The organism is Acidovorax sp. SUPP1855, from assembly GCF_030158955.1.
In the GTDB taxonomy this organism is placed as follows: Bacteria; Pseudomonadota; Gammaproteobacteria; order Burkholderiales; family Burkholderiaceae_C; genus Paracidovorax.
Map to the genome: position 1 here is coordinate 1 of NZ_BQXI01000008.1, position 14,479 is coordinate 14,479.

The window sequence follows — 14,479 nt, forward strand, 5'->3', positions numbered from 1 at the left end:
TGGCAAGGCACAAGTGCGCCTGCAAACGGTGAAAGCCTGAGCCACCGGGCCTGCAAGGCCCCTCATGCACCCAGGCGCAGACCGCTGCTGGGCCTCATCACGCTCAAACGGCTACTGGCGCCCACTCATTCCTGTTCGGATTCGTCAAACATGGGGTTGTGAGAGGCTCCCATCCAGCAACTGGTCGAACCAGAAGCCGTCGGCCGCCAGGCGGCACAGGAACAAGCGGTCCGCGGCGGCGGGGTCGGCACGGTCCTCGGCCAGCAGGGCGCGCATCTTGGCGCTCCAGCGCTCGCGGCAGGCCGGCAACGCCAAAGCCAGCAAGGCAATGGCACGCTGCGTGAGGCGCTCTTCGGCAGTCTGGCCGCCTTGGAAACAGGTCTTCAGGTAGGCCCGCGCATGCCGCCCTGGAGCTTCGGGCTCGGATTCGAGTGCCGCGGCGTAGAACACGTCGAATGCATCGAACAACTGATCGCACAGCGCATCCAGCAGCGATTGCTTGGTGCGAAAGTGGTGCTGCAAGCCGCCTTTGGTCACGCCGGCACGGTGCGCGACGGAGTCCAAGGTGACCGCATCCGGGCCATCCTGCACCAGCAGATCGGCTGCCACGGCAAGCAACTGGGTTCGCACCCACTCGGGTTGTTTCAGGCGTTTATGGGCTTCAGACATACATACAAACCATCCAGATGGATTGTTTATTATGGCGTTGGGCTCCACCATGGCGCTACCGATCCCTTGTGTTTTCCGGGGCTGATGCAGGGGCCGCTTGACCGCGCCCCGATAAGGATTGCAAGTTGGCTGGTTGGGGCGGCAAGCCCGTGTCTCAGAGCAGCACGATGTCGTACTGCTCCTGCCCCACCGCCGTTTCCGCCTGCAACGAGATGGGCTTGCCGATGAAGTCCGACAGCCCGGCCAGGTGCTGGCTCTCCTCGTCGAGGAACAACTCCACCACGCGCGGCGAGGCGACCACGCGAAACTCGCGCGGGTTGAACTGGCGCGCCTCGCGCAAGATTTCTCGCAGGATGTCGTAGCACACGCTGCGCGCGGTCTTCACGATGCCTTTGCCCTGGCAATGCTCGCAGGGTTCGCACAGCATGTGGGCCAGGGATTCGCGGGTGCGCTTGCGCGTCATCTCGACCAGGCCCAATTGCGAAAAGCCCCCGGCCATGGTCTTGACCCGGTCGCGAGCAAGCTGCTTCTTGAACTCCGCGAGCACGGCCTGCTGGTGGTCTTCACGCGCCATGTCGATGAAGTCCGCAATCACGATGCCGCCCAGATTGCGCAGCCGCAACTGCCGTGCGATGGCCTGCGCCGCCTCCAGGTTGGTCTTGAAAATGGTGTCGTCGAAATTGCGGGCGCCCACATAGCCGCCCGTGTTCACATCGATGGTGGTCAGTGCTTCGGTCTGGTCCACGATCAGGTAGCCGCCCGACTTCAGATCGACGCGCCGGCCCAGGGCCCGGCCGATTTCCTCGTCGATGCCATACAGGTCGAAGATGGGCCGCTCGCCCTTGTACAGCTGCAGCTTGGGCGCCGCAGCCGGCATGAACTCGTGCCCGAAGGCCTGCAGTGCGGAAAACTGTTCGCGCGAGTCGATGCGGATGGTGGCCGTTTCCTCCCCCACCAGATCGCGCAGCACGCGCTGAAGCAGGCTCAGGTCCTGGTGCAGCAGCGACATGGGTGGCAGACGCAGCGAGGCGTCCTTGATGCGCGCCCAGGTCTTGCGCAGGTAGGCGATGTCTTCGGCCAGTTCGGCGTCGGTGGAATCTTCCCCATTGGTTCGCAGGATGAACCCGCCGCCGCCTCCCGACGCCTTGTCGCCCACCAGTGCCTGCAGCCGCCCGCGCAGGGCATCGCGCTCGTCGGCAGGAATCTTCTGCGACACGCCCACGTGGTCGTCCTGGGGCAGAAACACCAGCAGCCTTCCCGCGATGCTGATCTGCGTGGACAGGCGCGCGCCCTTGGTGCCGATGGGGTCCTTGATGACCTGCACCATGAGCGACTGGCCTTCGAACACCTGTTTCTCGATGGGCACCGGCGGCTCGCCCTTGCGCGCGAACATGGGTGCCTCGCCGCCTTCCTGGCGGTGCCACACGTCCGCCACGTGCAGGAACGCCGCGCGCTCCAGCCCAATGTCGATGAACGCCGACTGCATGCCCGGCAGCACGCGCGAGACCTTGCCCAGATACACGTTGCCCACCAGGCCCCGCTCCAGGGTGCGTTCCACGTGCAGTTCCTGCACCGCGCCGTGCTCGACCACCGCCACGCGGGTTTCTTGGGGGGACCAGTTGATCAGGATGTCTTGTTGCATGGGGTCGGAAAAAAGTGGCCACCCATGATGCCTGAAACCCGCCTGAATGGAGGGCTCACCGAACCCACATCGCCATTCAGTCGCGCAGCATGCCGGCCGAGCGCAGCAGTTGCGCCGTCTCGAACAGGGGCAATCCCATGATGCCGGTATAGCTGCCGGCCAAGTGCGACACGTACTGCGCCGCGGGCCCCTGGATGCCATACGCCCCGGCCTTGCCCATGGGCTCGCCGCTGTCCACATATGCCGCGATCTGGGCGGGCGTGAGAGTAGCAAAGGTCACTTTAGAGACCGACAGCGCGAGCGACCGGGTTTCGCCGTGGTGCAAGGCCACCGCCGTGAGCACGCGGTGCGTGCGCCCCGACAACTCGCCCAGCATGCGGCGCGCATCTGCGGCATCCTCGGGCTTGCCGTAGATCGTGCGGCCGCAGGCCACCGTGGTGTCCGAGCAAAGGATGGGCGCATCCGGCAACCCGCGCCGGGCACGGCGGGCGACGGCCGCATCAAGCTTGAGCCCCGTGACACGCTGCACGTAGCGGGCGGGCGGCTCGCTGGCCAGCGGCACCTCGATGGCCTCTGCATCTTCCGCCACATCGCCATCGGCATTGGGCAGCAGCAGTTCATGGCGAACCCCCAACTGATCGAGCAGTTGGCGGCGGCGCGGGCTTTGGGATGCGAGATAGATGAAGGAAGGAATAGAGGACGGCACGGGGCGCGAGGATAGCCGATCGTTCTCGCTGCGCCGCTTCGGTTCGCCGTCGGCTGCTTCGGGAACCGGCGGCCCTGCGCTGCCAGCCTTTTCAAGAATGGCGCATGATCTTCTTTCCCACACTGGAGACACCGCGGCTCAGGCTGCGCAAGATGGTGGCGGCCGATGCGCCGGCCATGCTCGCCATGCATGCGCATGCGGAGTCAAGGCAGTGGGCCGGCTACAACGCGATCCACGATCTGGAGGGTGCGCTGGATTTCGTGAACTGGGCCGATCAGTTGACGCAGCGGCCCGTCCCGGAGTTCTGCTGGGCCATCGAGCGCAAGGACGCGCCGGGCATGATCGGGCAATGCAACTTCACGCAATGCGACGCCGCCACGCTCAGCGCCGCACTGGGCTATGAACTAGCGGCGCCGTACCAGGGCCAGGGCTTCATGAACGAAGCAATCGGCAGGGTGCTGAACTGGTGCTTCCTCCATCTCCAGCTGATGCGCATCAGCGCCACGGTGCATCCCGACAACCTGCCATCGATCCGCATGCTGCAGCGTTGGATGTTCCAGCGGGAAGGGCTGCTGCGCAGTGCAGGGTTCTGGAGCGGACGGCACCATGATCTGCTGTCCTTCAGCCTGCTGGCCACGGAGTTCGCGCCCGCCTATGCCCTGCAGGCGCCAGCCGCCAACCTCAGCGCAACGGCTGCGCCGTCCGAAGAACTGGCCGAGGCCTGACACCGCCGGGTCGTCAGCGCTCATTCGCGGTGGTAGGGGTGCCCCGCGTTCACCGACCACGCCCGGTAAAGCTGCTCGATCAGCAGCACCCGCACCATGGCGTGCGGCAAGGTCAGGTCGGACAGCCGTATGCGCTCGTGCGCAGCCTGCCGAAAGGCGGGGTCCAGGCCATCGGGTCCGCCGATGACCAGGGCCACGTCGTCGCCCCCCAATTGCCAGCCTTTGAGGCGCTCTGCGAGTGCTTTGGTGGTGAGGGACGTGCCCCGCTCGTCCAGCGCCACCACACGGGTGCCGCGGGGTATGGCGGCCTCGATGCGCTCGCGCTCGGCGGCGTAGAGCGTCTCCAGCGTCTTGGAGCCGCGCGGCTCGGTCTTCACCGCCTTGAGCTCGACCTTCAGTTCCGGAGGAAACCGCTTGGCGTAGTCGTCGTAGGCCGTCTGCGCCCAATCGGGCACCCGCTGGCCCACGGCCACGATCAGCAACTTCATCGATCGCTCAGGCGCTGGCTCAGCCCCTGCGGGTCGGCGACTTCTTGGCGGCGGGGCGCTTGGCCGCCGTCTTCACGATGGCAGCACGGGGCGCTGCCTTGGGGGCCGCAGCGGCGGTGGAGCGGCCCGGAGCCTTCTTGGCTGCGGGCTTGCCCGCCGTCTTCTTGGCGATGGGCTTGACCACCAGGGTTTTGATGGGCGCCTTGGCCACCGGCTTGGCGGTCGTCTTGGCCGCCGTCTTCGCAGTCGTCTTTGCAGGCGCGGCCTGCTTCAGGGCGCCACGGCCGGCCGGCTTTGCGGTCGCCTTGGCTGCGGTCTTGGCCGGGGCTTTCGCAGCAGGTGCCTTGGCGGCGACCTTGCTCACGCCGGGCTTGCGGGCGGGTTGTTCGGGAGCGGCGGCGGCCTTCTTGGCGGCGGGCTTTTTCTTCGCAGTGCCTGCCGCGCCTTCCACGGCCTTGGGTTTAGCAGCGCCGAGCTTCAGGCGCACGGGGGTATCGCCCCAGATCTCTTCCAGGCGGTAGTACTGGCGGATGGCCGGCTGCATGATGTGCGCCACGGCGGCGCCGCAGTCCACGATGATCCACTCGCCGTTGTCCTCACCCTCGATGCGGGGCTTGCCGAAGCCCGCTTCGCGCACCGCATCGCGCACGCTGGCCGCCAGTGCCTTGGTCTGGCGGTTGGAGGTGCCCGAAGCCACGATCACGCGCTCGAACAGCGGCGAGAGGTGCTCGGTGTTGAACACCTGGATGTCTTGCGCTTTGACGTCTTCCAGGCCATCGACGATGGCGCGCTGGAGCTTGGTGACGTCTTTTTTGGCAGCGGATTCCGATTTGGAGGAGGTGGTCATCAGGCGTTTGTCTAAAAAGGATGGGCCAATACTAGCGTGCAACCCGGGCATCGGCCAATGCGGCGGGCCCGGGTGGCGATTCGGCCATCCCGCGCACATCAAGGGTGTTTTTGGCCTTGGGCGCTCATGGGATGAGCGCGGGCAGCTATTGAAATTATAGCTTTCGGCCTTTTTGCGAACGCACGGGCTGGGTCAGAGCCAGTCCCGCCGCACTAGAAAGCGCCGCGTGAGCTCGGCCTCGGGCGAGCCCGGAGCCTCCTGGCGCTGGTACGACCAGCCCGCCATGGGCGGCATCGACAGCAAGATCGATTCGGTGCGCCCGCCCGACTGCAGGCCGAAGTGCGTGCCCCGGTCCCACACCAGGTTGAACTCCACGTAGCGACCGCGCCGGTAGCACTGGAACTCGCGCTGCCGATCACCGAACGGGATCGCCTGGCGCCGATGCACGATGGGCAGGTAGGCGCCCAGGAACGCGTCCCCCACGGACTGCACCATGCCCAGGCTGCGCTCGAAGCCCAGCTCGGAAAAGTCGTCGAAGAAGATACCGCCCACGCCACGCTGCTCGTTGCGGTGCTTGAGATAGAAGTACTCGTCGCACCAGCGCTTGAAACGCAGGTACAGGCCCTCGCCGAAGGGGTTGAGCGCATCGCGGCAGGCGCGGTGAAAGTGCACCGCGTCTTCCTCGAAACCGTAGTAGGGCGTGAGGTCCATGCCACCGCCGAACCAGCACACCGGCGCGCCTTCGGCCGGAGCCGCCACGATCATGCGCACGTTCATGTGCACCGTCGGCACATAGGGGTTGACCGGGTGGAACACCAGCGATACCCCCATGGCCTCGAACGGCGCACCGGCCAGCTCGGGCCGGTGCTGCGTGGCCGATGGCGGCAGCGTAGCGCCCCGCACGTGCGAGAAGCCGCAGCCCGCGCGCTCGAACACGCGGCCGCCCTCCAGGATGCGGGTGATGCCATCGCCCTGCAGCGGTTCGCCCGGCGCCTTGCGCCACGCATCGTTCAGGAACCGGCCACCGCCGCGCGCGGCGGGCCCTTCGATCTCTTCCAGGGCCGAGGTGATGCGCGCCTGCAGCCCTTCCAGGTAGGCCCGCACGCGGGTGGCCGTGTCGGCCGCGTTCAGGGCAGGCGCTGGTGCGGGTGCCGCCATCAGCTCTTCACCGCGCGATGGCCGATGTCTCGGCGGTACTGCGCGCCATCGAAATGGATGCCACGGGCCACGTCGTACACGCGCTGCTGCGCCTGCTTCACGCTGTCGGCCAGCACCGTCACGCACAGCACGCGTCCGCCCGTGGTGTGCGGCACGCCGTCCTTCAGCGCCGTGCCGGCATGGAACACCATGGCTTCGTCGGCGTCCGCAGGCAGGCCCGTGATCGCATCGCCCTTGCGCGGATCTTCCGGGTAGCCGTGCGCGGCCATCACCACGCCCAGCGCGGTGCGGCGGTCCCATTGCAATTCGACCTGGTCGAGCTTGCCGTCCACTGCAGCGCCCAGCACATCGACGAAATCGCTCTTGAGGCGCATGAGGATCGGCTGCGTCTCGGGATCACCCATCCGGCAGTTGAACTCCAGCGTCTTGGGGTGACCGGTCGAATCGATCATCAGGCCGGCGTACAGGAAGCCCGTGTACGGAATGCCATCCTTTTCCATGCCACGGATGGTGGGCAGGATGATCTCGCGCATGGCCCGGGCATGCACGTCGGCAGTCACTACGGGCGCGGGCGAATACGCGCCCATGCCACCGGTGTTGGGGCCCTGGTCGCCGTCCTTCAGGCGCTTGTGGTCCTGGCTGGTCGCCAGGGCGGTGACGTTCTTGCCGTCGCACAGCACGATGAAGCTGGCTTCCTCGCCCTGCAGGAACGCTTCGATCACGACGCGTGCGCCGCCTTCGTTGTGCGTCACGCCGTACTTGTTGTCCACCAGCATGAAATCCACCGCGTCGTGGGCCTCCTGCAGCGACATGGCCACCACCACGCCTTTGCCGGCCGCCAAGCCGTCGGCCTTGATAACGATCGGGGCGCCCAGCCGCTCCACGAAGGCATGGGCCGCCGCCGGGTCGGTGAACGTGTCGTAGTCCGCCGTGGGAATGCCATGGCGGCGCATGAAGGCCTTGGAGAAAGCCTTGGAGCTTTCAAGCTGCGCGGCAGCCTTCGTGGGGCCGAAGATGCGCAGCCCGTGCGCGCGGAATTCGTCCACCACGCCGGCGGCCAGAGGCGCCTCGGGGCCGACCACGGTCAGCGCGATCTTCTGGTCGTGCGCCCAGGCGCGCAGTTCGCGCACATCGGTGATGGCCACGTTCTCGAGCTTGGGGTTCAGGGCCGTGCCGCCGTTGCCCGGCGCCACATAGACCTTCGTGACCTTGGGAGACTGCGAAAGCTTCCAGGCCATGGCGTGTTCACGGCCGCCGCCGCCAATCACAAGGACTTTCATACCGGACTCCGATGGGCCGCTGGCGGCAGGCAGGTGGGCCCTTCGGCGGGCAGGGATCGATTGCAGAGGTTCAGGCTCATGTTCATAAGGCAGCGTTGTGATAGACCTCTTGCACGTCGTCTAGGTCTTCCAGCACGTCGAGGAGTTTTTGCATGCGCGCGGCGTCTTCGCCTTCGAGCTCGATGGTGTTTTCGGCGCGCATGGTGACCTCGGCCACCTCGGGCACCAGGCCGGCGGCCTCCAGCGCGTTCTTCACCGCTTCGAAATCGGCGTAGGCGGTGAGCACTTCGATGGCGCCGTCCTCGCCCGTGACCACATCCTCCGCACCGGCTTCCAGGGCCACTTCCATCACCTGGTCCTCGCTGGTGCCGGGTGCGAAGATCAATTGGCCGCAGTGCTTGAACTGGAAGGCCACGGAGCCTTCGGTGCCCATGTTGCCTCCATGCTTGCTGAAGGCGTGGCGCACTTCGGCCACGGTGCGCACGCGGTTGTCGGTCATGGTGTCCACGATGATGGCCGCACCGCCGATGCCATAGCCTTCGTAGCGGATTTCCTCGTAGCTCACGCCTTCGGCATTGCCGGTGGCCTTGTCGATGTTGTACTTGATGCGGTCGGCCGGCATGTTCGCCGCCTTGGCCTTTTCGATGGCCAGACGCAACCGGGGATTGGCGGAGACATCGCCCCCGCCCGCCCGTGCCGCCACCGTGATCTCTCGAATGATCCGGGTCCAGATCTTGCCGCGCTTTTCATCCTGCCGACCTTTGCGATGCTGGATGTTTGCCCATTTGCTGTGTCCTGCCACAGGAGTCCTTCTGGTATTGATTTAATCTACTGCCCGCGATTTTACTTTTGACGCACCCCACCCCACTCCGCACCCCGACGCCATGGCCGAACCTCTTCTCATTGCCAAGCATGGCACCACCGAATGCCATCTGCTGCCCGGCCTGGCCAACCGCCACGGCCTCATCACCGGTGCCACCGGCACGGGCAAGACGGTCACCCTTCAGACGCTGGCCGAAGGCTTCTCGCGCATCGGTGTGCCGGTGTTCATGGCCGACATCAAGGGTGACCTCACCGGCATCAGCCAACCGGGCAGTATCGGCGACAAGCTGGCGGCCACGCTCAAGGAGCGTGACCTTCCGCTGCCGGAGCCCCTGGCCTGCCCCACCACCCTATGGGACGTGTTCGGCCAGCAAGGCCACCCGGTGCGCGCCACGGTGTCCGACATGGGCCCGCTGCTGCTGGGCCGCATGCTCAACCTGAACGAGATCCAGCTGGGCGTGCTCAACCTGGTTTTCAAGATCGCCGACGACAACGGCCTGCTGCTGCTCGACCTCAAAGACCTGCGGGCCATGCTCCAGTACGTCGGTGACAACGCCAAGGAATTCACGACAGGGTACGGCAATATCAGCGCCGCCAGCGTAGGCGCGATCCAACGGGGCCTGTTGCAGATCGAGCAACAAGGCGGCACCCAGTTCTTCGGCGAGCCCATGCTCGACATCAACGACCTCATGCAGACGGTGGACGGGCGAGGCGTCGTGAATATCCTGGCCGCCGACAAGCTCATGAATTCGCCGCGCCTGTATGCCACCTTCTTGCTGTGGATGCTGTCGGAACTGTTCGAGCAGTTGCCCGAGATCGGCGATCCGGAAGTCCCCAAGCTCGTCTTCTTTTTCGACGAGGCCCACCTGCTGTTCAACGAAGCGCCCAAGGTGCTCGTCGAGCGCATCGAACTGGTGGTGCGGCTGGTGCGGTCCAAGGGCGTGGGCGTGTATTTCGTCACCCAGAACCCGCTCGACATTCCCGACAGCGTCCTGGCCCAGCTGGGCAACCGCGTGCAGCACGCGCTGCGCGCCTTCACACCGCGCGATCAGAAAGCGGTGAAGGCCACGGCCGCCACCATGCGCCAGAAACCGGGCCTGGACATCGAAACCGCCATCACCGAACTGGCGGTGGGCGAGGCGTTGGTGAGCTTCCTGGACGCCAAGGGCCGGCCCAGCGTGACCGAGCGCGTGTTCGTGCTGCCCCCCGCCAGCCAGTTGGGGCCCATCACGCCCGCCCAGCGCCAGGCGTTGCTGGCCGGTTCGCTCGTCGCCGGCGTGTACGAGAAAGCCGTGGACCGTGAATCCGCCTACGAAAAGCTCCAGGGCCGCACCGAAGCCGCCGCCACGGCGCCCGCCGGCTCCAAGGGGGGCACCACCGACGGTGCGGGCGGCGGTGTAATGGGCGGGCTGAACGACGTGCTGTTCGGCTCGACCGGCCCACGCGGCGGCAAGCACGACGGGCTGGTGCAGACCATGGCCAAATCCGCCGTGCGCACCATGGGCACCTCGCTGGGCAAGGAGATCCTGCGCGGCGTGCTGGGCAGCCTGTTCGGCGGCCGCAAGCGCTGATGAATCCGCCCTCGCCAGAAAAACCAAGGAACCCTGCCATGATCGACCTGCACTACTGGACCACGCCCAACGGCCACAAGATCACGATGTTCCTCGAAGAGGCCGCATTGCCTTATCGCGTGCGGCCCGTGAACATCGGCCGGGGCGAGCAGTTCCAGCCCGACTTCCTGCGCATCGCACCCAACAACCGCATTCCCGCCATCGTGGACCATGCGCCCAAGGGCGGCGGCGAGCCCATTTCGGTGTTCGAATCCGGCGCCATCCTGCTGTACCTGGCCGACAAGACGGGAAAGTTCGTTCCCCAGGACCTGCGCGGCCGCACCGAAGCCCTGCAATGGCTGTTCTGGCAGATGGGCGGCCTGGGGCCCATGGCGGGGCAGAACCACCACTTCACGCAATATGCGCCGGAGCCCATCGCCTACGCGATCGACCGCTACGTGAAGGAAACCGGGCGGCTGTATGGCGTGCTGGACAAGCACCTGTCCGATGGGCGCGAGTACATCGCCGGCACGTATTCCATCGCCGACATGGCCTGCTACCCCTGGATCGTGCCACACGAGCGCCAGCGGCAGAATCTCAAGGACTTCCCGCATCTGGCGCAATGGTTCGAACGCATCCGCGAGCGCCCCGCCACCGTCAGGGCGTACGACCTGGTCCAGCGCATCAACACCGCCCCCACCGTGGACGAAGACGCGAAGAAGGTGCTGTTCGGGCAGGACGCCAGCACCGTGCGGCGCTGAACCGCCAGCGCCTTCCAGCAGCGGCTTCAGACCCGGTCGCTGCGCGCCAGGTGGCTTTCCAGCCTGCGCAGCGCGCCGGTCAGCGCGAGCGTCATGATCCAGTAGGCCAGGGCAATCGCCAGATACGGCTCCCAATAGCGCGAATAGGCCCCGGCCACGGTGCGCGCGGCATAGGCCATCTCGGCCAGGCCGATGGCGGAGATCAGCGAGGTGTCTTTCAGCAGCGCAATCGCGTTGTTGCCCAGCGGCGGCAGCATGCGGCGAAAGGCCTGCGGCAGCACCACGTAGCGCATCACCTGCCCGGGCGTGAAGCCCAGCGAGCGCCCCGCATCGGACTGCCCGCGCGCGATCGACTGGATGCCCGCGCGGAACACCTCCGAGATGTACGCGGCGGAATTGAGCGTGAGCGCCACGATCCCCGAGATCAGCGCGCCATGCTCCTGCTTGAGCGTGCGCGCGAAGTCGCCCGTCACCAGCAGGCCCGACGTCGGATGGATGAACAGCGGCAGCACCGCGAAGTGCATCAGCAGGATCTGCACGAACAACGGCGTGCCGCGAAAGAAGCTCACATACACGGTGGATGGCCACCGCAGCAGATAGCGGCACACCCAGCTCAGCGGCGCATGGCGCGCCTGCGCCAGGCGGGCCAGCGCGAGCAACAGACCCCATGTGCCGCCCAGCAGCACGCACACCACCGTCACGCCGATCGTCATCCACGCGCCCTGGATGAACAGGTCCTTGTATTCCACCAGGATGTCCGGCCGGAACCAGCCACACCACTCAACAGGCTCCATGGCCTCTTCCTCTCATTGGTCGCGTCGGGCGCATAGGCGCCCGCAAAAACGGCCGCAGCGCGGCCGTGGTGTCATGCCGAAAAGCGGCGTGCCGATCAGCGATCAGCGTGGCTTGTATTCCTTGCCGAACCACTTCTTGTAGATCTCGTTGTAGCTGCCATCGGCCCGCACGGCGGCCAGGCCGGCGTTGAGCTTGTCCTGCAGCGCCTTGTCGCCCTTCTTGACGACAATGCCGAAGCCCTCGACAGGGAACGCGGGGTCTTCCACCGTCTTCAGCGCGGCGTTCTGCGCCACGCGGTAGGCGATCACGCCGTTGTCGCCGATGGCCGCATCCACGCCGCCGCCCGCCAGTTCGGAAATGATGAGCGGCGTGCTCTCGAAGCGCCGGATGTTCGGGCTGGTCTTGCCGAACTCGCGCGAGGCCACGTCGTCCGCCGTGGAGGCATTCACTACGGCGATCTTCTTGCCTGTCAGGTCCTTCAGCGAGGCCACGGAGCTCGCCTTGGGCACGGCGATCAGCTGCTGCGCGGCAAAGTACGGCTCGGTGAAGTCGTAGCTCTGGCGGCGCTTGTCGTTGATGGTCACGCCGGAGATCACCAGATCCACGTCGCCGTTGTTCAGTGCCGCGAAAATGCCGCTCCAGGGGGTGTTCACCACCTTGATCTTGAGCGACTGCTTCTTCGCGATGGCGTTGATGATGTCGATGTCGAAACCGACGATCTGCTTGTCCTTGTTCTCGAAGGCGAACGGCGCGTAGGTGGCGCTGGAGGCCACGGTCAGCTCGCGGTCCTGCGCGTGGGCAGCCAGCGGAGCGGTCATTGCGGCAGCCAGGCCAAGGCCCAGGGCGAAAAGGCGGCGGGAGATTTGCATGGGGAGATGGGGCGGGAAAGCCCGGAAACAGGACCGGGAAGTATATCGGCCGGCCCCCCGTGCCTTCCTTGCGGTGCCGCCCAACGCCGCCGTCGCACAGGTGACGGCGGCCTTGGCGCCAACCCGCCTAGAGTGCGCCGCATGACCGATACCACCGACCTCCCCGCCCTCACCTGTTTTTCGCTCGCCATCACGGACCAGGTGGCTCATCTGGTGCTGAACCGGCCGGAGGCCCTGAACACCATGCACCCGGCATTCTGGCGCGAGCTGGACACCGTGCTGGCGAGGCTGCACCGGTCGGGCGAGGCGCGCGCGCTGGTCATCAGCAGCACGGGCAAGCACTTTTCGGCCGGCATGGCGCTGGATACGTTCGGTGGCGCCATCGCCATGGACGACCAGAGCCCCGAAGGCCGCGCCGCCCTTTTCGACCTGCTGACCGACATGCAGGCCACGTTCACGCGCATCGAATCGCTGCGCATCCCCGTGATCGCCGCCATCCACGGCGGCTGCATCGGCGGCGCGGTGGACATGGTGACGGCCGCCTGCATCCGCTACGCCACGCAGGACGCATTCTTCTGCATCCAGGAGATCAACATCGGCATGGTGGCCGACGTGGGCACGCTGCAGCGCCTGCCCAAGCTGATTCCGCTGGGCATCGTCAAGGAGCTGGCCTACACCGGCCGGCGCCTGCCCGCACCGCGCGCCCTGGCCTGCGGGCTGGTCAACGAACTGTTCGACACGCAGGCGGCAATGCTGGATGCGGCCCTGGCCTGCGCCCGCGAGATCGCCGCCAAGCCGCCGGTCGCCATCTGGGGCACCAAGCAGGCCGTGCACTATGCGCGCGACCACTCGGTGGACGACAGCCTGCGCCAGATGGGCTGGCTGCAGGGTGCGATCTGGAGCAACCGGCATGTGGGCGAGGCCGTGGACGCGATGCGTGGCAGGCGCGAGGGCGCCTTTCCCGCGCTCGCGCCGCTGCAGCGATTCAGCGATGGAGAGTGAGCGATCGGTCCGCCCGGCCTGCGGGCTGCGACAGGCGGGCCTTTGCTATCAAATTCGATAGCTGCCTGCGCTTGCTGGGCTTACGCTGCAGCCCATTTCGGCGCTCCGCCGCTCGCTGGCGGGCTATGATGCGTGCTCTTTCCGATCCCGTCTACGCGAGGACACTGCCATGCCTACGCACATCCCGGCCCTGCCCACCTACACCGACGTCGCCGACGCGGCCCATCGGCTCCAGGGCGTCGCGCACCGCACGCCCGTGGCGCGCTCCAGCACGGCGGACCAGCAGTGCGGCGCCCAGCTCTTTTTCAAGTGCGAGAACCTGCAGCGCATGGGCGCCTTCAAGTTCCGCGGCGCCTACAACACCCTGGCGCAGTTCGACGCCACCCAGCGCGAAGGCGGCGTGCTGGCTTTTTCTTCCGGCAACCACGCGCAGGCCATCGCCCTCTCGGCCCGCCTGCTGGACATGCCCGCCCTGATCGTCATGCCCGAGGATGCGCCCACCGCCAAGATGGCCGCCACACGCGAGTACGGCGCCCAGGTCGTCACCTACAACCGGTTCACCGAAGACCGCGAAGCCATCAGCCACCGGCTCGCGCAGGAGCGCGGCATGACCCTGGTGCCGCCGTTCGACCATCCGCATGTCATCGCCGGCCAGGGCACCGCCGCCAAGGAGCTGCTCGAAGAAGTGCCCGACCTCGACTACCTGTTCGTGTGCCTGGGCGGCGGCGGATTGCTGTCCGGCAGCCTCCTGGCCGCGAAGACGCTGGCCCCCGACTGCCAGGTGATCGGCGTGGAGCCGGCCGCCGGCAACGACGCCCAGCAATCGCTGCGCGCCGGCCGCATCGTGCGCATCGACACGCCCCATACCATCGCCGACGGCGCGCAGACCCAGGCGCTGGGCAGCATCACCTTTCCCATCATCCAGCGCGACGTGGCCGACATCGTCACCGCCACCGACGAGCAGTTGGTCCAGGCCCTGCGCTTTTTCGCCGAACGCATGAAGATCGTCGTGGAGCCCACCGGCGCCCTCGCCTTCGCGGGCGCCCTGCACGGCGGCGTGGACCTGCACGGCAAGCGCGTGGGCATCGTCGTGAGCGGCGGCAACGTCAACCTGGCGCGGTACGCACGCTTTCTGGCAGACTGATCCGCGCCCCGCGCCGCCCCT

The 14,479-nt window shown here is 66.7% G+C and carries 15 protein-coding genes; 5 read left to right on the top strand and 10 right to left on the bottom strand.

Annotated elements, in window-relative coordinates; genetic code table 11:
- Nucleotides 1-144 precede the first annotated feature (144 nt).
- The 3 genes from AVMA1855_RS08890 to AVMA1855_RS08900 form a co-directional block, all read right to left on the bottom strand.
- Nucleotides 145-669: a TetR/AcrR family transcriptional regulator gene (locus tag AVMA1855_RS08890; RefSeq protein ID WP_284425434.1), complete on the bottom strand. Its 525-nt coding sequence runs from the start codon at nt 667-669 to the stop codon at nt 145-147.
- Nucleotides 670-823: 154 nt separating this feature from the next.
- Nucleotides 824-2,311: a ribonuclease G gene (gene rng, locus AVMA1855_RS08895; RefSeq protein WP_284400347.1), complete on the bottom strand. Its 1,488-nt coding sequence runs from the start codon at nt 2,309-2,311 to the stop codon at nt 824-826.
- Between the two features lie 76 nt (nt 2,312-2,387).
- Nucleotides 2,388-3,005: a Maf family protein gene (locus AVMA1855_RS08900; RefSeq protein WP_284425569.1), complete on the bottom strand. Its 618-nt coding sequence runs from the start codon at nt 3,003-3,005 to the stop codon at nt 2,388-2,390.
- A 116-nt stretch (nt 3,006-3,121) separates the two neighbouring features.
- Here AVMA1855_RS08900 and AVMA1855_RS08905 point away from each other — a divergent pair, with 116 nt between their 5' ends.
- Nucleotides 3,122-3,742, top strand: coding sequence for a GNAT family N-acetyltransferase (locus AVMA1855_RS08905; protein WP_284425435.1), 621 nt, complete (start codon nt 3,122-3,124; stop codon nt 3,740-3,742).
- A 20-nt stretch (nt 3,743-3,762) separates the two neighbouring features.
- Here AVMA1855_RS08905 and rlmH read toward each other — a convergent pair whose 3' ends face one another.
- The 5 genes from rlmH to AVMA1855_RS08930 all read right to left on the bottom strand — a co-directional run bounded on the left by rlmH (nt 3,763) and on the right by AVMA1855_RS08930 (nt 8,317).
- Nucleotides 3,763-4,230 (bottom strand): 23S rRNA (pseudouridine(1915)-N(3))-methyltransferase RlmH, encoded by a 468-nt coding sequence (rlmH, locus tag AVMA1855_RS08910; protein WP_054255308.1) that lies wholly within the window; start codon nt 4,228-4,230, stop codon nt 3,763-3,765.
- A gap of 19 nt (nt 4,231-4,249) precedes the next feature.
- On the bottom strand, nt 4,250-5,077 hold the full coding sequence (rsfS, locus tag AVMA1855_RS08915) for a ribosome silencing factor (RefSeq protein ID WP_284425436.1): 828 nt from the start codon (nt 5,075-5,077) through the stop codon (nt 4,250-4,252).
- 192 nt (nt 5,078-5,269) lie between these two features.
- A complete protein-coding gene (gene hemF, locus AVMA1855_RS08920; protein ID WP_284412352.1) occupies nt 5,270-6,235 on the bottom strand; it encodes an oxygen-dependent coproporphyrinogen oxidase in 966 nt (321 codons plus the stop codon).
- A complete protein-coding gene (purD, locus tag AVMA1855_RS08925; protein ID WP_284400358.1) occupies nt 6,235-7,515 on the bottom strand; it encodes a phosphoribosylamine--glycine ligase in 1,281 nt (426 codons plus the stop codon). The genes hemF and purD overlap by 1 nt, the downstream gene beginning before the upstream one ends.
- Before the next feature lie 82 nt (nt 7,516-7,597).
- Nucleotides 7,598-8,317: a YebC/PmpR family DNA-binding transcriptional regulator gene (locus AVMA1855_RS08930; RefSeq protein WP_272563766.1), complete on the bottom strand. Its 720-nt coding sequence runs from the start codon at nt 8,315-8,317 to the stop codon at nt 7,598-7,600.
- Between the two features lie 82 nt (nt 8,318-8,399).
- On the opposite strand from AVMA1855_RS08930, the gene AVMA1855_RS08935 reads away from it, so the two are divergent.
- Together AVMA1855_RS08935 and AVMA1855_RS08940 are read left to right on the top strand one after the other, a co-directional pair.
- The gene (locus tag AVMA1855_RS08935) at nt 8,400-9,908 is read left to right on the top strand and encodes a helicase HerA-like domain-containing protein (RefSeq protein ID WP_284425437.1); all 1,509 of its coding nucleotides are present in this window, start codon (nt 8,400-8,402) and stop codon (nt 9,906-9,908) included.
- A 38-nt stretch (nt 9,909-9,946) separates the two neighbouring features.
- Complete coding sequence (locus AVMA1855_RS08940; protein WP_284425438.1) at nt 9,947-10,648, top strand: glutathione binding-like protein; 702 nt, start codon at nt 9,947-9,949, stop codon at nt 10,646-10,648.
- Between the two features lie 26 nt (nt 10,649-10,674).
- On the opposite strand, the gene AVMA1855_RS08945 is transcribed toward AVMA1855_RS08940, so the two are convergent.
- A complete protein-coding gene (locus AVMA1855_RS08945; protein WP_284425439.1) occupies nt 10,675-11,442 on the bottom strand; it encodes an amino acid ABC transporter permease in 768 nt (255 codons plus the stop codon).
- A 102-nt stretch (nt 11,443-11,544) separates the two neighbouring features.
- Nucleotides 11,545-12,312, bottom strand: coding sequence for a basic amino acid ABC transporter substrate-binding protein (locus AVMA1855_RS08950; protein WP_284425440.1), 768 nt, complete (start codon nt 12,310-12,312; stop codon nt 11,545-11,547).
- Between the two features lie 141 nt (nt 12,313-12,453).
- Here AVMA1855_RS08950 and AVMA1855_RS08955 point away from each other — a divergent pair, with 141 nt between their 5' ends.
- Nucleotides 12,454-13,314: an enoyl-CoA hydratase-related protein gene (locus AVMA1855_RS08955; RefSeq protein ID WP_284425441.1), complete on the top strand. Its 861-nt coding sequence runs from the start codon at nt 12,454-12,456 to the stop codon at nt 13,312-13,314.
- Between the two features lie 169 nt (nt 13,315-13,483).
- Nucleotides 13,484-14,458, top strand: a complete 975-nt coding sequence (locus tag AVMA1855_RS08960; RefSeq protein WP_284425442.1) for a threo-3-hydroxy-L-aspartate ammonia-lyase — start codon at nt 13,484-13,486, stop codon at nt 14,456-14,458.
- The last annotated feature ends 21 nt before the right edge of the window (nt 14,459-14,479 follow it).